Source organism: Kitasatospora sp. NPDC058162, from assembly GCF_042884005.1.
In the GTDB taxonomy this organism is placed as follows: domain Bacteria; phylum Actinomycetota; class Actinomycetes; order Streptomycetales; family Streptomycetaceae; genus Kitasatospora.
The window spans coordinates 147,209-166,095 of sequence record NZ_JBHVUS010000009.1; the positions used below are offsets into that span (position 1 = coordinate 147,209).

The window sequence follows — 18,887 nt, forward strand, 5'->3', positions numbered from 1 at the left end:
GCTGTCGGTACCGGATCGGTGCCTCACCGTAAGGCGGCCTGACGGGGCGGGCCCGACGGAGGACAGGGCTTATGGATCGTACGACCGGCGGCGCGCCCACACGCCCGCCGCAGGGGGTGGCAGGTGCGGTCCTGCTGCTCGGCGTGCTGCTGGCCGGAGCCGCGCCGCTCATCCCGCTGGCCGTCCTGGTCTACCGGTACGAACCCGAACTGCTGCCGCTGTTCGCGGTGCCGCTGGCCGTCCTGGTGGCGGCCTGGCGGATCGCCCGGGACCGGGCCCGCGACCAGCTGACCGACCCCCTGACGGATCTGCCCAACCGTCAGGCCCTGCTGCTGGCCGCCCAGGAGGCGATCGTCGAGCGCGAGGAAGGCTACAGCGTCGGTCTCATCCTGCTCGACCTCGACCGCTTCCGGTCACTCAACGACACACTTGGTCATACGGCCGGTGACCGGTTGCTGGTTCACATCGCCCGCCGGCTCCACCGGGCGCTGCGCTCCGGCGGCCCGGCCGGCAGCGAGACCCGGGAGTCCATCGACGACGTCTTCGCCGGCCTGCCCCGGAACTACCGGCGCGGCCGCCCCATGGTGGCCCGGATGGGCGGCGACGAGTTCGCCGTCCTGCTCCCCGGCATCAACTGCCCCGACAGCCTGGAACGGGTCGCCAAGGCGCTGATCGTCGAACTCGCCGCGCCGATCCGGCTGGACGGGCTCCTGCTGGTGCTGGAGGCCAGCGCCGGCGTCTGCGTCTACCCGCAGGGCGCCCAGGACGCCGAGTCGCTGCTGCGCCGCGCCGACGTGGCGATGGGCCACGCCCAGCGCGAGTGCAGCGGGGTCGCCCAGTACGACGAGACCCAGGACGCCGACACCCCGTACCGGATCGGCCTGCTCGGGGACCTGCGCCGGGCTCTGGAGACCGGCGAGGTGCAGCTGCACTACCAGCCGAAGGTGGCCTTCGACGGCCGGGTGGTCGGCCTGGAGGCCCTGCTGCGCTGGGAGCGGCCCGGGCAGGGGAAGGTCTCCCCGGACGAGTTCGTCGGGCTCGCCGAGTCCAGCGGCCTGATGCCCCGGCTCACCGACTACGTGCTGGAGGCGGCGGTCGGCCAGCTCGCCTACTGGCGCGACCAGGGCCTCCAGGTGCAGGTCGCGGTCAACGTCTCGCCGCGCGACGTGCTCAACCCCGGCTTCGCCCAGCGCGTCGCCGGGCACCTGGTCCGCCACCAGGTGCCGGCCCACGCGCTCCAGCTGGAGATCACCGAACGGCTGCTGCTGGACGACTCCCGGCGCGCCGCCGACACCCTGGCCGAGCTGCGCGGCTACGGCGTCGGGATGTCCCTGGACGACTTCGGCACCGGCCACTCCTCGCTGGTGCGGCTGCGCAGCCTGCCGGTCGGCGAGCTCAAGATCGACCGCTCCTTCGTCTCCCGGATGGTCGCCGACGACCACGACGCGGCGGTGGTCCGCTGCTCGGTCGAGCTGGCCCACTCGCTCGGCCTGACCGTGGTCGCCGAGGGCGTCGAGGACGACGAGACCTGGGAGCGGCTGCACTGCATGGGCGTGGACGCCGTCCAGGGCTGGCTGGTGTCCGCGGCGCTGCCCGCCGAACAGGCCACCGCCTGGCTGCGGGTGCACCGCACCACCGGGGCCCCGACGGTGGAGCGGCTCGGCGCGCCGCCGCAGCTCCCGTCGATCATCAAGCCGGTCGAGCGGCCCGCCGCGGTCAAGCCGGTCGACCGGTCGGGCGCGCTGCCCCCGGTGCTGCCGCCGACCCTCCCGCCGGTGCTGCCGCCCGCCCTCCAGGCCGGGCAGCGGGGCCAGGCGCTGCCCGCCGCGCAGATCGGCTTCCAGGCGCCGGGCGCGCAGGGTTGGGCCCGCACCGGGCCCCAGTAGCCGTAGGGGTGACGGGGCGGTAACGGGGCCGCCGGTCCACTCGTTGGCCGGTGGCCGGGCCGGGCCCCATAGGATGGGGTCCAAAGACCACGAGGACGGAGCGCCGAACCCGGCTGCTCCTGCCCGGGCCCGGCACCGCCGAAGGCGTCGCCGGGTCTCACCAGAACTCACCCTGAGGATCGCTGCATGCCTGGCATCACGCGCGAGGAGGTCGCCCACCTCGCCCGGCTGTCGCGTCTTGAGCTGAAGCCCGAAGAGCTGGACCACTTCGCCGAGCAGCTCGACGTGATCATCGGCGCGGTCGCCCGCGTTTCCGAGGTCGCCGGACAGGACGTACCGCCGACCTCCCACCCGCTGCCGCTGACCAACGTCATGCGCGCGGACGAGGTACGGCCGTCGCTCACCCCGGAGCAGGCGCTGTCCGGCGCCCCCGCCGCCGAGGAGCAGCGTTTCCGTGTGCCGCAGATCCTCGGGGAGGACTGACCGAGATGACCGAGCTGATCAAGTACACCGCGGCCGAGACCGCGGGCGCCATCGCCAAGGGTGAGGTCTCCGCCGTCGAGGTCGCCCAGGCGCACCTGGACCGCATCGGGGCCGTCGACAAGAAGGTCAACGCCTTCCTGCACGTCGACACCGAGGGCGCGCTGGCCGCCGCCAAGGCCGTCGACGACAAGCGCGCCAAGGGCGAGGAGCTGGGCCCGCTGGCCGGCGTCCCGCTCGCGCTGAAGGACGTCTTCACCACCAAGGGCATCCCGACCACCTGTGGGTCCAAGATGCTCGAGGGCTGGATCCCGCCCTACGACGCCACCCTGACCACCCGTCTCAAGGACGCGGGCGTGGTCATCCTCGGCAAGACCAACATGGACGAGTTCGCGATGGGCTCCTCCACCGAGAACTCCGCCTACGGCCCGACCGGCAACCCGTGGGACCTCACCCGCATCCCCGGCGGCTCCGGCGGCGGTTCGGCCGCCGCGCTGGCCGCCTTCGAGGCCCCGCTGGCGATCGGCACCGACACCGGCGGCTCGATCCGCCAGCCCGGCGCCGTCACCGGCACCGTCGGCGTCAAGCCGACCTACGGCTCGGTGTCCCGCTACGGCCTGGTCGCGTTCTCCAGCAGCCTGGACCAGGGCGGTCCCTGCGCCCGTACGGTGCTGGACGCGGCCCTGCTGCACGAGGCCATCGCCGGCCACGACCCGCTGGACTCCACCTCGATCGACGCGCCCGTCCCGGCCGTGGTCGCGGCCGCGAAGATGCGCGACGTCCGCGGCATGCGGATCGGCGTCGTCAAGGAGTTCGCCGGCGAGGGCTACCAGGACGGCGTGATGCAGCGCTTCCAGGAGTCGGTGGAGCTGCTGCGCGAGCTGGGCGCCGAGGTCGTCGAGGTGTCCTGCCCGTCCTTCACCCTGGCGCTGCCGGCGTACTACCTGATCGCGCCGTCGGAGTGCTCCTCCAACCTGGCCCGGTTCGACGCCATGCGCTACGGCCTGCGGGTCGGCGACGACGGCTCGCGCTCGGCGGAGGAGGTCACCGCGCTGACCCGCGAGGCCGGCTTCGGCGACGAGGTCAAGCGCCGCATCATCCTGGGCACCTACGCCCTCTCCTCCGGCTACTACGACGCCTACTACGGCTCGGCCCAGAAGGTGCGCACGCTCATCTCGCGCGACTTCGACGCCGCCTTCGCCGGTGTGGACGTGCTGGTCTCGCCGACCACGCCGACCACCGCCTTCCCGATCGGCGAGCGCGCCGACGACCCGATGGCGATGTACCTGGCCGACCTGTGCACGATCCCGTCCAACCTGGCGGGCAACGCGGCCATGTCGCTGCCGGTCGGCCTGGCGCCGGAGGACAATCTCCCGGTCGGCCTGCAGATCATCGCTCCCGCGATGGCGGACGACCGCCTGTACCGCGTGGGCGGCGCCGTCGAGGCCGCACTCAACGACAAGTGGGGGCACACCCTGCTGGAGGAGGTACCGGCACTGTGAGCAAGACCGAGAAGGCCCCGAGCTCCGTCAAGGCCCCGAGCTCCCTCAAGGCCCAGAGCTCCATCAAGGGGTGGAAGCACAGCAAGCCCGGCCTGTGGCTGTCCATCGGCACCAGCGCGTTCGGTGCGATCTCCGTGGTCAAGGACGTCCGCAAGGCCCGCGAGGAGAGCGACACCCTCAAGCTGGTCAACGCCCTGGTCGGTGCCGCCGCGCTGATCACCGGCACGGCGCTGCTGGTGCGCGAGCTGCGTCAGCTCGCCTCCGACGACGTACTGCTGGGCTGACGCCCCGGCCCGGCCCCGCGCGCCGCGGGGCCGGGCCCGTACCTCCCAAGCTTCAAGTGAGAAGGGACGCTGTGAGCGTCATGAACCTGGTCTCCTACGAGGACGCTCTCGCGTCGTACGACCCGGTGATGGGCCTTGAGGTCCACGTCGAGCTGGGTACCAAGACCAAGATGTTCTGCGGTTGCTCGACCGAGCTGGGCGCCGAGCCGAACAGCCAGACCTGCCCGACCTGCCTGGGCCTGCCGGGTTCGCTCCCGGTGGTCAACGCGGTCGGCGTGGAGTCGGCCGTCAAGATCGGCCTGGCGCTGAACTGCGAGATCGCCGAGTGGTGCCGGTTCGCGCGGAAGAACTACTTCTACCCGGACATGCCCAAGAACTTCCAGACCTCGCAGTACGACGAGCCGATCGCCTTCAACGGCTACCTCGACGTGCAGCTGGAGGACGGCTCGACCTTCCGCGTGGAGATCGAGCGCGCCCACATGGAGGAGGACACCGGCAAGTCCAGCCACGTCGGCGGCGCCACCGGTCGCATCCACGGGGCCACCCACTCGCTGCTCGACTACAACCGGGCCGGCATCCCGCTGATCGAGATCGTCACCAAGCCGATCGAGGGAGCGGGCGAGCGCGCCCCCGAGGTCGCCAAGGCGTACGTGCGCGAGCTGCGCGAGCTGATCCTGGCGCTGGGCGTCTCCGAGGCCCGGATGGACAAGGGCCAGATGCGCTGCGACGTCAACCTGTCGCTGCGCCCGAACGGCACCCAGACCTTCGGCACCCGCTCGGAGACCAAGAACGTCAACTCCCTGCGCAGCGTGGAGCGGGCCGCCCGGTTCGAGATCCAGCGGCACGCCACCGTGCTGACCGACGGCGGCACCATCGTCCAGGAGACCCGTCACTTCCACGAGGAGGACGGCAGCACCACCTCGGGCCGGATCAAGGACAACGCCGAGGACTACCGCTACTTCCCCGAGCCGGACCTGGTGCCGGTGGCCCCCGCCCGGGCGTGGGTCGAGGAGCTGCGGGCCGGGCTGCCGGAGCTGCCGCGGGTGCGTCGCGCCCGGCTGCAGGCCGAGTGGGGCCTGACCGACAAGGACATGCAGTCGGTGCTCAACGCCGGTGCGGTCGAGCCGATCCTGGAGACCATCGCGGCCGGCGCCCCCGCCGACCAGGCCCGCAAGTGGTGGATGGGCGAGCTGGCCCGCCGCGCCAACGAGACCGGCACCGAGCTGAGCGAGCAGCCGATCACCCCGGCGCAGGTCGCCCGGGTGACCGCGCTGGTCGCCGAGGGCAAGCTGAACGACAAGCTGGCCCGTCAGGTCATCGAGGCCGTGCTGGCCGGCGAGGGCGAGCCGGACGAGGTCGTCGAGAAGCGCGGCCTGGCCGTGGTCTCGGACGACTCCGCGCTGGGTGCCGCCGTGGACCAGGCCATCGCCGAGAACGAGGCGGTCGCCGCCAAGATCCGCGACGGCAAGGTCGCCGCCGTGGGCGCGCTGGTCGGCGCGGTCATGAAGGCCACCCGTGGCCAGGCGGACGCGGCCCGGGTCAAGGACCTCATCCTGGAGCGGCTTGCCGCGGAAGGCCAGTAAGCACAGCCTGGAGAAGCTCGGCGTCTCCGCCTGAGCCATCCATGGGTTCCTAGGCTGCCAGGCCCGCCTTCCTAAGGCGTCTAAGGCATCTAAGGCCCTCTAAGTAAGGCCTAAGGCCCCGTCTCACCTACGTATCTAGGTGAGGCGGGGCCTTAAACCTTTTTCTGCGCCGGATCTAAGGCACTCGGCCTTCGGAAGATGGGGCACGCGCCCGATGTAGCACCCCCCACTGGGGGAGGAAGCTCTTACATGTCAGGGAAACGCAGTGAAACCCAAAAGGGGAACCCGAAGTGATCGAGTACCAGCTCATCCAGCAGCACGCCCACGAGCTCGAAGCCCGCGCCGAGCACGAGCGACTGGTCCGCGAGGCCAAGCAGGCCGCCCGTCTGCGCCGCCGTCCGGTGGCCGCCCGCTTCCAGCGGCGCCCCGTGCGTCAGTCGGAGTGCTGATGACCCGGCACCAGGACGGTGCCGATGCAGTTCCGGAGGGGGAGGCGCCGCGAGTGAGCGCCTCCCCCTCCGGGCGTTCGCCCCGCGAGATAACCCCTCTCACCAGTGGCTCCGGCTATGGCATGCTCGCCTCCATGCAGCAGATATCGGTCAGTCCCGTCTTCGTCGGCCGCGGCAGCGAGATCACCGAACTGACCGACGCGCTGCGCCGGGCGGGCAGTGGCAGCCCGCAGGCCGTGCTGATCGGCGGCGAGGCCGGCATCGGCAAGACCCGGCTGCTGGAGGAGTTCCTGCAGCGCGCCGCCGACGGGGGAGCGGTCACCACGCTCGGCAGCTGTCTGGAGGTCGGCGCCGAGGGCCTGCCCTACGCACCGCTGGCCGCCGCGCTGCGCCGGCTGCACCGCTCGCTGGGGGCCGAGTTCGAGGCGGCGGCGGCCGGCAGCGAGAGCCATCTCGCCCGACTGCTCTCCGAGTTCGGTGAAGGGGACGGCGAACCCAACGACGAGTACGGCCGGGCCCGACTGTTCGAGCACACTGCGAGACTGTTCGAACGGTTCGGCGCGGAACGTACCCTCGTGCTCGCCGTCGAGGACCTGCACTGGTCCGACCGCTCCACCCGCGAACTGCTCGCCTTCCTGGTGCGCACCCTGCACCGCTCCCGGGTGCTGCTGGTCGCCACCTACCGCACCGACGACCTGCACCGCCGCCACCCGCTGCGCCCCTTCCTGGCCGAGCTGGAACGGCTGCGCACCGTGCAGCGCCTGGAGCTGGCCCGGTTCAGCCACCGCGAGGTCGCGGCCCAGCTGGCCGGCATCCTCGGCACCGGCGCCCCCGACCGCCAGCTGGTGGACCGGATCCTGCGCCGCTCGGAGGGCAACCCGTTCTTCGTCGAGGAGCTGGCCACCGCCTTCGAGGACGGCTGCGGCGCCGGGCTGACCGACTCGCTGCGGGACATCCTGCTGGTCCGGGTCGAGGGGCTGGACGAGGAGGCCCAGCGGGTGGTGCGGATCGCCGCCGAGGGCGGCTCGCACGTCGAACACGCCCTGTTGGCCGCCGTCCTGGCCGATGACGAGGAGGCGCTGATCGAGGCGCTGCGGGCGGCCGTCGGCGCCAACATCCTGCGCCCGGACAGCGAGGGCGAGGGCTACCGGTTCCGGCACGCGCTGGTCCGCGAGGCCGTCTCGGACGACCTGCTGCCCGGCGAACGGCACCGGATCAACCGCAAGTTCGCGCTCGCCGTGGAGGCCGCCCCGCAGCTCGTGCCCGCCGACGCGCTGCCCGCCCGGCTGGCGAACTACTGGTACCACGCCCACGACCCGGCGCGGGCCCTGCCGACCGCCCTGGACGCCGCCCGGGCGGCCCGCCGCCGTAATGCCTTCGCCGAGCAACTCGGCATGCTGGAACGGGCGTTGGAGCTGTGGGACCTGGTCTCCGAGGAGGTGCTGGCGCACACCCTGCGCCCGTACGACTGGGCCGAGACCTACCCGCCCGGCTCCTGCGACCACAGCCCGGCGGACGCGGACTGCGACCGGATCCAGCTGGTCGACGTGCTGGCCGAGGCGGTGGTCGCGGCCCGGCGCTGCGGTGACCGCGAGCGCGGCCTGAGCCTGGCCAAGCGCGGGATCCGGCTGGTCGACGAGGCGGAGCACCCGGTGCGCGCGGCCTGGTTCCGGATCAACCGGGCCCGGATGCTGGGCAACCTGCGCCGCTCCGGGGACGACGAGGAGATCACCCGCGCGCACCGGCTGGTGGAGCACCTGCCGCCGTCCGCGACCCAGGCCGAGGTGTTCGCGCTGGCCGCGGGCGTGGCGGTGGTCAGGGCGCCCCGCTTCGAGCACCTGGAGCTGGCCGAGCGGGCGATCCGGATCGCCCAGCAGGTCGGTGCCCACTCGGTCGAGGTGCACGCCCGGATGACCCTCGGCAGCCTGCGCTACGACCTGCTGGGCGACGCCGAGGGCGGCCTGGCCGAGCTGGCGGCCGCGGTCGAGCGGGCCCGGTCGCTCGGCATCCCCGACCTCCTGCTGCGCGGCATCAACAACCTGGCCAGCATGCAGCGCGGACTGGGCCGGGCCGAGGAGGCCGTCCGACTGGCCCGGGAGGGCCTGGAGTTCGCGGACGGCAACGGGCTGCAGCGCAACATCGGCAACATCCTGACCGGCAACCTGGTCGAGGCGCTCGCCGACCTCGGGCGGGTGGGGGAGGCCGCGGAGCTGCTCACCGCCAGCGAGCTGATCGGCCTGCCCGGCTCCCACGCCGAGTTCCTGGACCGGATGAGCGGCGAGCTCGCCGTGCTGCGCGGGGACGTCGCGACCGCGGCGACCATGCTGGCCCGGGCCCGGGCGGCCAACCGGGTCGGCCAGGCGCAGCACAGCGTGCCGATCAGCCGGCTGGCCGTGCGGATCGCCGGGTACAACGGGCGGCCGCTGGACGCCCGGGCCGAGCTGCTGGCGGTGCTCGCGGAGGGCGGGCGGCTGGGCTACGAGTCCGACGTCTACCCGCTGCTGGTGGAGGCCGCCGGGGTGGAGGCGGACAGCCTGGGCGTGCCGGAGACCGCCGCGGGCCGGCCCGCGGCGCTGGCCGCGATCGCCGCGGCCGCCGCCGAGCTGCGGCCGCACTCGCCGCTGCACCACGGCTGGGCGCGGCTGCTGGAGGCCGAGCTGGCCCGGGCCGCGGCCGCGGACACCCCCGCGCAGTGGGCGGAGGCGGTCACCGAGCTGCGGCCGACCGGCCTGCCGTACCCGCTGGCGCTCGCCCTGCTGCGGGGCGCCGAGGCGGAGGTCCGGGCGGGGCGGCGCGAGGCCGCGACCGAACTGCTGCGCGAGGCGGGCGAACTGGCGACCGCCCGGGCGGACCGGCCGCTCGGGGCGCAGGTCACCGCCCTGGCGGAGCGGGCCGGGCTGACCCTGGCCCCGGTCGAGCGCCCGGCCGCCACCGGAGTGCCGGCCCAGGCCGTCGGGGACTCCTTCGGGCTCACCCCCCGTGAGCGGGACGTGCTCCGGTTGCTCGCGCGGGGCTGGACCAACCGGCAGATCGCCGAGGAGCTGTACATCTCTCCGAAGACCGCAAGCGTGCACGTGTCCAACATCCTGGGCAAGTTGGAGGTCGGCGGCCGCGGCGAGGCCGCCGCGCTGGCCCATCGGCTGCGTCTGTTCCCCGACGACCCGGCCCCCTCGGGGCGGTGAACCCGCAGGTCGCCGACCGTGTCCGAACGGTCGGCGGCCGGTGCCGTCCGGGTGCGCGGGCGCCGTCGCGTGCTCCCGTGCGCGCCGCGTGAGCCCCTGCCCGCGCGCCGCCGCCAACCGGGCCGATCGGTCGGAACCGGCTACGTTTCCCCACCTCATCACCATTACTCTAAGTTGAGTGTGCGTGTCATTGAGTGACGGAATTGGTGTAGGGTCCCGAACGGGAGCATCGGTGCGGTGCGGCGGCCGGAAGGCCGCCCACCCCCTGGGCCACCGTCCTGACGGGGCACCAGGCCACCGCGTACGGCCGAGAGGTGCGCGGCCGGTGGTCCGTGGCCGGGGCGCCGGGCCCCGGGCCGGAGGGGGAGAGGCCGAGTGAGCTCCACCGATACGGTGCTGCCCGGGGCCGGACGACCGGGCGTACCGCCCACCGACACGTCCGCGCCCGAGCCGCCGGGGCCGGTCGGACGCGGCCCCCGGCGTCGGCTCCGGGACAGCCGCACCCTGCCCGGCCTGGTCCTCGGCGGACTCTGCCTGACCTACGCGCTGGGCGCCGCCACCGGCTGGGGGTCACACCAACTCGCCGTCTTCATGGGCGACTTCGGACTCGCCGCAGCGGCCCTCGCGGCCTCGCTGTCCTGCCTGGTGTACGGCTGCACGGTCGGTGGCCACGCCCGCCCGGCCTGGCTGCTGTTCGGCCTCTCCTCGTTCATGGTCGCCTTCGGCAACGGCACCTGGGGCTGGTACGAGCTGGTCGTGCGCACCAAGCTGCCGCAGGACTCGCTCGCCCAGTACGCCTTCCTGCTGTTCGCCCCGCTCGCCATCACCGGCGTGCTGGTGCTCGCCCAGCACCCCCGGTCGGCGGCCGGCTGGCTGTGCCTGCTGCTCGACGGCTGGCTGATCGCCGGCTCGCTGTTCACCCTCAGCTGGAGCCTGGCGCTCGGCCGGATCGCGGCCGGCGAGAGCGGCTCCCCGCTGCGGCTGGCGCTCAACCTGGCCTACCCGGTGCTGGACATCCTGCTGGTCAGCCTGGTGGTGGGGCTGCGCTTCGGCGGCCGGGACGGCAACCGGGCGGCGGTGCACACGGCGATGCTCGCGCTCGCCGTCACGGTCACCTGCGACGCCCTGTTCACCTCCCCGGAGCTGCGCAGCAGCTACCACTCCGGCGAACTGCTGGACGCCGGCTGGTTCGCCGGCAGCCTGCTGCTCGCCTGGGCGCCGTGGTCGCCGCGCTGGCGCCGTCCGCTGCGCGAGCACCCCTCGGCCGGCGGCCTGCCGCGCCGCCGGGTGGCCACCACCTTCAGCGCGCTCACCCCGTACGCGGCCGCCGCGGTGTGCACCGCCGGAATCCTCTACAACGCCGTCGGCGGACGCCAGTTGGACCGCGTGGTGGCCGCGGCCGCGTGCACCGTCGGGCTGGCACTGATCCTCAGGCAAGGCGTCATGCTGCTCGACAACCTCTCGCTGGCCCAGGAGCTCGCCCACAAGGAGTCGCACTTCCGCTCCCTGGTGCAGGGGTCCAGCGACGTCATCATGATCGCCGGGGCCAACGGCGTGCTCTCGTACGTCTCCCCGGCGGCGCTCGGCGTCTACGGGCGGGACCCGGAGGAGCTGGTCGGCGGCAACCTGCTGGACCTGGTCCACCCCGAGGACGTGGACCGGGTGCTCGCCGAGGTCCGCCGCTACCTCGCGCGGGTGCGGCTCGCCGCCCACCGCACCCCGGGCACCGTCGAGCCCTCGGCCCGGGTGGAGTGCCGGATCAGCTCCGGCGTCGGCGAGTGGCTGCACGTCGAGTCGACCGTCAGCCGGCACCGCGACGGGCTGCTGCTGAACAGCCGGGACGTCACCGAACGCGTCATGCTCCAGGCCCAGTTGCAGCACAACGCCTTCCACGACCCGCTCACCGACCTGCCCAACCGGGCGCTGTTCGCCCAGCGGCTGCGCGGCGCCCTCGGCACCCGCGGCCAGCAGGGCGGGACGGGCGCCGGCATCGCGGTGCTCTTCCTCGACCTGGACGGCTTCAAGGCGGTCAACGACACCGCCGGCCACCAGGTCGGCGACGAGCTGCTGGTGCAGGCCGCCCGCCGGCTGCAGGGCGCCGTCCGCTGCGGGGACACCGTCGCCCGGTTCGGCGGCGACGAGTTCGCCGCGCTGGTCTGCGGCCCGCTCGGCAAGCTGCAGGTCCAGGAGCTGGCCGAGCGGCTGCGGGTCGCGCTCTCCGAGCCGTACTGGATCGGCGGCGTCGAACTCGGCGTCGCCGCCAGCATCGGCATCGCCTTCGGCACCCCCGAACGCGGCCCGGCCGCCGACCCCAGAGCCGCCGCCGACGAGCTGATGCGCAACGCCGACCTGGCGATGTACCGGGCCAAGTCCGAGGGCAAGGGCCGGGTGGTGCTCTACGCCCCCGCGATGCGGGCCGACCTGGAGCGCCGCACCGAGCTGGAGGAACGGCTGCGGCTGGCCGTCCGGGAGGGCGGGTTCACCCTGCTCCACCAGCCCGTGGTGGACCTCTCCAGCGGCGCGGTGACCGCCGTCGAGGCCCAGGCCCGCTGGCGCTCGGCGGGCGGGCTGCTGCTCACCCCGGCCGAGTTCCTGCGCTCGGCCGAGCACGGCGACGCGGCGACCCGGTTCTCCCGCTGGCTGGTCCACGAGGCGGTCGCGGCCGCCGCCGACCGGCGCGACCTCTGCGGCCGGCGCCCCGGCGCCCCGGCGCCCGTCCCGGTGGCGGTCCGGCTCTCCGTCGAGCGGCTCTGCTCGCCCGGCCTGTACGAGACGGTGGCCGCGGCGCTGCGCGACAGCGGGCTGCCGGCCGGCGAGCTGGTGATCGAGGTGGCCCGGATGGGCCCGGACCGGCTCGCGGACGAACTCGGCCGCCGGCTGGCCGCGCTGCGCAGACTCGGCGTCTCCACCTGGCTGGCCGGCTACGGCGCGGGCAGCGGCTCGCTGGGGGCGCTCGCCCGACTGCCGCTGGACGGGCTCAAGCTGGACCGCACGCTGGTCCAGGACCTGGGCGAGTCGGCGCTCAGCCGCACCCTGGCCGGGCACGCGCTGCGGCTCGGCCGGGACCTCGGGATGGCCACCGCCGCCGAGGGGGTGGACCTGCCCCGGCAGGTCGCCGCCCTCCAGGAGCTGGGCTGTCGGCTGGCCCAGGGCTCGGCCTTCGCCCCGCCGCTGGACGAGACCCGGCTGCGCCGGGCGCTGGCCCGCCGCGGCTACCCGCTGCCCAAGCCGCTCGGCCCGCTCTCCGCCCGCCGTGCCCACCTGGCCGCGGACACCCGGACGAGTGGCCGCACGGACGCCCCGGCGGGGCGGGTGCCACCGCACCACGGGGCCTCCGACCTGCCCGAACACCGGGCCGTGGCCGGTCCGGGAGCCGGTCCGCATGGCGAGACGGTCATCCCACCTGCTTGACACGCCACCCCGGACGGGAGGAAGGTCGTTGCCATGCGCACCCGAATTCTCGTACTTGGCGGGCGCGTCGGCTGAGTGGGCTCGCACGCCCTGCTCGTGACAGACCGACGCGCCACCCCTCGCATGCCCTTGGGCACGAGGGGTTTTTTGTTGCACTGACGCTGTTCCACCCGCAAGACCCCTGGCCCCGAGCGGCCCGAAGAGTCCGACTTGTCGGAATCGGCGGGACGATTGAGGCAGAGCCGGCGATCGGCCCGGACCGGGACCCCACCCTCGCAGTACGGGGCCCGCAGCACCGGGCCGGCAAAACCCGAGAAGAGACAGGCAGATGACCGAGCACGCCGCATCCCCCCGCCGCGGGGACAACCCGGCCGCCCACGCTCCCCAGCACGTCGCCGAGACCATGACCGGCGCCCAGTCGCTCATCCGCTCGCTCGAGGCCGTGGGCGCGGACACCGTCTTCGGCATCCCGGGCGGGGCCATCCTTCCCGCGTACGACCCGCTGATGGACTCGGTCAAGGTGCGCCACATCCTGGTCCGGCACGAGCAGGGCGCGGGCCACGCCGCCACCGGGTACGCCCAGGCGACCGGCAAGGTCGGGGTCTGCATGGCCACCTCGGGCCCCGGTGCCACCAACCTGGTCACCCCGATCGCCGACGCGTACATGGACTCCGTGCCGATCGTGGCGATCACCGGCCAGGTCGCCTCCAAGGCGATCGGCACCGACGCCTTCCAGGAGGCGGACATCTGCGGCATCACGATGCCGATCACCAAGCACAACTACCTGGTCACCGACCCGGCCGAGATCCCCCGGGTGATCGCCGAGGCCTTCCACATCGCCGCCACCGGCCGCCCCGGCCCGGTCCTGGTCGACATCGCCAAGGACGCCCTCCAGGCCACCACCACCTTCCGCTGGCCGGTCGAGACCGCGCTGCCCGGCTACCGCCCGGTCACCAAGCCGCACGCCAAGCAGATCCGCGAGGCCGCGAAGCTGCTGGTCGGCAGCAAGCGCCCGGTGCTCTACGTCGGCGGCGGTGTGATCAAGGCGAACGCCACCACCGAGCTGCGGATCCTCGCCGAGCTGACCGGCGCCCCGGTCGTCACCACCCTGATGGCGCTCGGCGCCTTCCCGGACAGCCACCCGCAGCACCTGGGCATGCCCGGCATGCACGGCTCCGTCCCGGCCGTCACCGCGCTGCAGAAGTCGGACCTGCTGTTCACCCTCGGCGCCCGCTTCGACGACCGGGTCACCGGCAAGCTGGACAGCTTCGCCCCGTACGCCAAGATCGTGCACGCGGACATCGACCCGGCCGAGATCGGCAAGAACCGCCCGGCGGACGTGCCGATCGTCGGCGACGCCCGCGAGGTGCTGGCCGACCTGATCGTCGCCGTCCAGGCCGAGTTCGACGCCGGCCACAAGGGCGACTACGCCGAGTGGTGGGAGAAGCTCGACGAGTGGAAGAAGACCTACCCGCTGGGCTTCGAGCCGGCCCCGAACGGCCAGCTCTCCCCACAGCAGGTGATCGAGCGGATCGGTCAACTGGTCGGCCCGGAGGCGATCTACGCGGCGGGCGTCGGGCAGCACCAGATGTGGAGCTCGCAGTACATCCGCTTCGAGAAGCCCGGCACCTGGCTCAACTCCGGCGGCGCCGGAACCATGGGCTACGCCGTCCCGGCGGCGATGGGCGCCAAGGCGGGCCGCCCGGAGTCGGTGGTCTGGGCCATCGACGGTGACGGCTGCTTCCAGATGACCAACCAGGAGCTGGTCACCTGCGCCCTGAACGACATCCCGATCAAGGTCGCGGTCATCAACAACGGCTCGCTGGGCATGGTCCGGCAGTGGCAGACGCTGTTCTACAACCAGCGCTACTCCAACACCGTGCTGCACTCCGGCCCCGAGCACGACGGCATCGCGCCGCCGGCCCAGGGCACCCGGATCCCCGACTTCGTCCTGCTGTCCGAGGCGATGGGCTGCGTCGGCCTGCGCTGCGAGCGCCCCGAGGACCTGGACGCGGTCATCAAGCAGGCGATGGAGATCAACGACCGCCCGGTGGTCATCGACTTCATCGTCCACCAGGACGCGATGGTCTGGCCGATGGTCGCGGCCGGCACCAGCAACGACGAGATCCAGTTCGCCAAGGGCGTCCGGCCCGACTTCGGCGACGACCTCGACTGACTGTCCCTGACACCCCAGAACGACTGAGGAACCACATGTCCAAGCACACCCTCTCCGTCCTGGTCGAGAACAAGCCCGGCGTGCTCGCCCGCATCGCCGCGCTGTTCTCCCGTCGGGGCTTCAACATCGACTCCCTCGCCGTCGGCCCGACCGAGCACCCGGACGTGTCCCGGATGACGATCGTGGTCAACGTCGAGGACCTCCCGCTGGAACAGGTCACCAAGCAGCTCAACAAGCTCGTGAACGTGATAAAGATCGTCGAACTCGACCAGGCCGCTGCGATCCAGCGGGAACTGGTCCTGGTGAAGGTCCGCGCCGACAACGAGACCCGGTCGCAGATCGTCGAGATCGTCCAGCTGTTCCGTGCCAAGACCGTCGACGTGTCGCCGGAAGCGGTGACCATCGAGGCCACCGGCAGCTCGGACAAGCTGGAGGCCATGCTCCGGATGCTGGAGCCTTACGGCATCAAGGAGTTGGTCCAGTCCGGCCTGGTCGCCATCGGCCGCGGCGCGCGTTCCATCACGGACCGCTCGCTGCGCGCCCTCGACCGCAGCGCGTAACCGTCTCACCCCTCAAGCAACGATCCGCACTCCCGCCGGGCCGACCTAGGCTAGGAACCCCCGGCACCCATCACGCAAGGAGATGTGCCCCCGTGGCCGAGCTGTTCTACGAAGACGACGCCGACCTGTCCATCATCCAGGGCCGCAAGGTCGCGGTCATCGGCTACGGCAGCCAGGGCCACGCCCACGCGCTGTCCCTGCGCGACTCGGGCGCCGACGTCCGGGTCGGCCTGAAGCCGGAGTCCAAGTCCCGCGCCAAGGCCGAGGAGGCCGGCCTGCGCGTGGTCACCCCGGCAGAGGCCGCGGCCGAGGCCGACGTCATCATGATCCTGGTGCCGGACCCGATCCAGGCCGACGTCTACGAGGCCGACATCGCCCCGCACCTGAAGGCCGGCGACGCCCTGTTCTTCGGCCACGGCCTGAACATCCGCTTCGGCTTCATCAAGCCCCCGGCGGACGTCGACGTCTGCATGGTCGCCCCGAAGGGCCCGGGCCACCTGGTCCGCCGCCAGTACGAGGAGGGCCGCGGCGTCCCCGCGATCGTCGCGGTCGAGCAGGACGCCACCGGCAAGGCCTTCGACCTGGCGCTGTCCTACGCCAAGGGCCTGGGCGCCACCAAGGCCGGCGTCATCAAGACCACCTTCACCGAGGAGACCGAGACCGACCTGTTCGGTGAGCAGGCCGTCCTCTGCGGTGGCACCGCCGCCCTGGTGAAGGCCGGTTTCGAGACCCTGGTCGAGGCCGGCTACCAGCCGGAGATCGCCTACTTCGAGTGCCTGCACGAGCTCAAGCTGATCGTCGACCTGATGTACGAGGGCGGCCTGGAGAAGATGCGCTGGTCGGTCTCCGAGACCGCCGAGTGGGGCGACTACGTCACCGGCCCGCGCATCATCACCGCCGACACCAAGGCCGAGATGAAGAAGGTCCTGGCCGAGATCCAGGACGGCACCTTCGCCAACACCTGGATCGCCGAGTACAAGGCCGGTCTGCCCAAGTACAACGAGTACAAGAAGGCCGACGAGGACCACCTGCTGGAGACCACCGGCAAGAAGCTGCGCTCGCTGATGAGCTGGGTCAACGAGAAGGCCTGAGCCTTTTCGTCCCGTAATTTCGTAACTCCCTTGTACAAGTAGGCTGCTCTCGTCCGGGTGATTTCGCCGGACGGGAGCAGCCTGGTACCCAGCCCGTCGATACACTCCCGAGTGCGCGTCAGGCCCACAGCGTCGTGCGTCTACCTACGCGGCCATGCCACCTTCCCCGCCCTCGCACGCCACCTTCGTGCCCCGGGGAACCGGACAGTTAAGGACAACACTGTCGTGAGCACTGTGACCTCCAAGAGCGCCGTCGTACTGATCGCCGAAGAGCTGTCGCCCGCCACCGTCGACGCCCTCGGCCCCGACTTCGAGATCCGCCACTGCAACGGCGCCGACCGCACCGAGCTGCTCAGTGCGATCGCCGATGTGGACGCGATCCTGATCCGCTCCGCCACCAAGGTGGACGCCGAGGCGCTGGCCGTCGCGCGCAAGCTCAAGGTGGTCGCCCGGGCCGGCGTCGGCCTGGACAACGTGGACGTGGCCGCCGCCACCAAGGCCGGCGTGATGGTCGTGAACGCGCCGACCTCCAACATCGTCACCGCCGCCGAGCTTGCCTGCGGCCTGCTGATCTCCGTCGCCCGCAACATCGCCCCGGCCAACGCGGCGCTCAAGCAGGGCGAGTGGAAGCGCAACAAGTACACCGGCGTCGAGCTGAGCGAGAAGACCCTCGGCGTGGTCGGCCTCGGCCGGATCGGCGTCCTGGTCGCCCAGCGGATGTCCGCGTTCGGGATGAAGATCGTCGCGTACGACCCCTACATCCAGGCCGCCCGCGCCGCGCAGATGGGCGTCAAGCTCGTCACGCTGGAGGAGCTGCTGGAGGTCTCGGACTTCATCACCGTCCACCTCCCCAAGACCCCCGAGACGATCGGCCTGATCGGCGACGAGGCGCTGCACAAGGTCAAGCCGAGCGTGCGCATCGTCAACGCCGCCCGTGGCGGCATCGTGGACGAGGAGGCGCTCGCCGCCGCCCTGCGCGAGGGCCGGGTGGCCGGTGCGGGCCTGGACGTCTACGCCAAGGAGCCGTGCACCGACTCCCCGCTGTTCGCCTTCGACAACGTGGTCGCCACCCCGCACCTGGGCGCCTCCACCGACGAGGCGCAGGAGAAGGCCGGCATCGCGGTCGCCAAGTCGGTGCGCCTGGCGCTGGCCGGCGAGCTGGTGCCGGACGCCGTCAACGTCCAGGGCGGCGTGATCGCCGAGGACGTGCGCCCGGGCCTGCCGCTGGCCGAGAAGCTCGGCCGGATCTTCACCGCGCTGGCCGGCGAGGTGGCCGTCCGCCTGGACGTCGAGGTCCGCGGCGAGATCACCCAGCACGACGTGAAGGTGCTCGAACTGTCCGCGCTGAAGGGCGTGTTCGAGGACGTCGTGGCGGAGACGGTGTCCTACGTCAACGCCCCGCTGTTCGCCCAGGAGCGCGGCGTCGAGGTCCGCCTGACCACCTCCAGCGAGAGCGCCGAGCACCGCAACGTGATCACCGTGCGCGGCACCCTCGCCGACGGCGAGGAGATCGCCATCTCCGGCACGCTGGCCGGCCCCAAGCAGACCCAGAAGATCGTCGGCGTGGACACCTTCGACGTCGACGTGGCGCTCACCGACCACATGGCCTTCTTCAAGTACGAGGACCGCCCCGGCGTGGTCGGCGTGCTCGGCCGCCACCTCGGTGACGCGGGCATCAACATCGCGGGCATGCAGGTCGCCCGGGACGGCGGCAGCGCCCTCGCCTCCATCACCGTGGACAGCGAGATCCCGCAGGACGTGCTGACGGTGATCGCCGCCGAGATCGGCGCCCACTTCGCGCGCTCGGTCGACCTGGGCTGATCCCTCCCACTGTTCTGGCCAGGGCCCGGACCGCCGTGCGAACGGCGGTCCGGGCCCTGTTGCGTGCTCCCGGGTGAAGGCCGTCTCAGATACTAGGAAATCCAAGTATTCGTGCAGACACGGCCGGGGCGGGGTCGTACCGTGGAAGGGCCATACGGTGTGCCGCCCCCTTCAGCCAGGGCGCGCGGCCCGTGTGTGCGTGCGCCCCCACGGGCAGGCGATCCCTGCCCCGCGCGTACCTCTCCCCGTTCTTCCGCCGCGCTTCCACGCGCGCCGCTTCCAAGGAGCCCGGTATGCCCACCACCGCCGACCGCCACGCCACTTCCGCCCCCGCCGCCACCCCGGTCCGCGCCCCGCGCCGTCGCCGGGCGGCCGAGCGGAACCCCTTCGCCGCCGCCGCGCTGCAGCGCTCGCTGGACCGCCGGGACAACGGCGGCGTCACCGGTCACAGCTGACCGGCGC

At 72.6% G+C, this 18,887-nt stretch carries 13 protein-coding genes; all 13 read left to right on the forward strand.

Features of this window, described 5'->3' with window-relative positions; translation table 11 throughout:
* Positions 1-71: 71 nt before the first annotated feature.
* The 13 genes from ACFVXG_RS19820 (at position 72) to ACFVXG_RS19880 (ending at position 18,880) form a co-directional block, all read left to right on the forward strand.
* Entirely contained in the window at positions 72-1,886 is a 1,815-nt protein-coding gene (locus ACFVXG_RS19820) for a putative bifunctional diguanylate cyclase/phosphodiesterase (protein WP_387929191.1), read from the forward strand.
* A gap of 186 nt (positions 1,887-2,072) precedes the next feature.
* Positions 2,073-2,369 (forward strand): Asp-tRNA(Asn)/Glu-tRNA(Gln) amidotransferase subunit GatC, encoded by a 297-nt coding sequence (gatC, locus tag ACFVXG_RS19825; protein ID WP_030057414.1) that lies wholly within the window; start codon positions 2,073-2,075, stop codon positions 2,367-2,369.
* A 5-nt stretch (positions 2,370-2,374) separates the two neighbouring features.
* Complete coding sequence (gene gatA, locus ACFVXG_RS19830; protein ID WP_387929192.1) at positions 2,375-3,868, forward strand: Asp-tRNA(Asn)/Glu-tRNA(Gln) amidotransferase subunit GatA; 1,494 nt, start codon at positions 2,375-2,377, stop codon at positions 3,866-3,868.
* Entirely contained in the window at positions 3,865-4,152 is a 288-nt protein-coding gene (locus ACFVXG_RS19835) for a hypothetical protein (protein ID WP_387929194.1), read from the forward strand. Before gatA ends, ACFVXG_RS19835 begins: the two co-directional genes overlap by 4 nt.
* 71 nt (positions 4,153-4,223) lie before the next feature.
* Complete coding sequence (gene gatB, locus ACFVXG_RS19840; protein ID WP_387929196.1) at positions 4,224-5,735, forward strand: Asp-tRNA(Asn)/Glu-tRNA(Gln) amidotransferase subunit GatB; 1,512 nt, start codon at positions 4,224-4,226, stop codon at positions 5,733-5,735.
* A 290-nt stretch (positions 5,736-6,025) separates the two neighbouring features.
* On the forward strand, positions 6,026-6,184 hold the full coding sequence (locus tag ACFVXG_RS19845; protein ID WP_387929197.1) for a hypothetical protein: 159 nt from the start codon (positions 6,026-6,028) through the stop codon (positions 6,182-6,184).
* A gap of 134 nt (positions 6,185-6,318) precedes the next feature.
* Positions 6,319-9,366, forward strand: coding sequence for a helix-turn-helix transcriptional regulator (locus ACFVXG_RS19850; RefSeq protein ID WP_387929199.1), 3,048 nt, complete (start codon positions 6,319-6,321; stop codon positions 9,364-9,366).
* A 504-nt stretch (positions 9,367-9,870) separates the two neighbouring features.
* Positions 9,871-12,777: a putative bifunctional diguanylate cyclase/phosphodiesterase gene (locus ACFVXG_RS19855; RefSeq protein ID WP_387929423.1), complete on the forward strand. Its 2,907-nt coding sequence runs from the start codon at positions 9,871-9,873 to the stop codon at positions 12,775-12,777.
* A gap of 328 nt (positions 12,778-13,105) precedes the next feature.
* Entirely contained in the window at positions 13,106-14,953 is a 1,848-nt protein-coding gene (locus tag ACFVXG_RS19860) for an acetolactate synthase large subunit (RefSeq protein ID WP_387929200.1), read from the forward strand.
* 35 nt (positions 14,954-14,988) lie between these two features.
* A complete protein-coding gene (gene ilvN, locus ACFVXG_RS19865) occupies positions 14,989-15,513 on the forward strand; it encodes an acetolactate synthase small subunit (RefSeq protein WP_097236150.1) in 525 nt (174 codons plus the stop codon).
* A 92-nt stretch (positions 15,514-15,605) separates the two neighbouring features.
* The gene (gene ilvC / locus ACFVXG_RS19870; protein ID WP_350504275.1) at positions 15,606-16,604 is read left to right on the forward strand and encodes a ketol-acid reductoisomerase; all 999 of its coding nucleotides are present in this window, start codon (positions 15,606-15,608) and stop codon (positions 16,602-16,604) included.
* Between the two features lie 234 nt (positions 16,605-16,838).
* Positions 16,839-18,425: a phosphoglycerate dehydrogenase gene (serA, locus tag ACFVXG_RS19875; protein WP_387929425.1), complete on the forward strand. Its 1,587-nt coding sequence runs from the start codon at positions 16,839-16,841 to the stop codon at positions 18,423-18,425.
* A 293-nt stretch (positions 18,426-18,718) separates the two neighbouring features.
* Positions 18,719-18,880: a hypothetical protein gene (locus ACFVXG_RS19880; protein ID WP_387929202.1), complete on the forward strand. Its 162-nt coding sequence runs from the start codon at positions 18,719-18,721 to the stop codon at positions 18,878-18,880.
* Positions 18,881-18,887 lie beyond the last annotated feature (7 nt).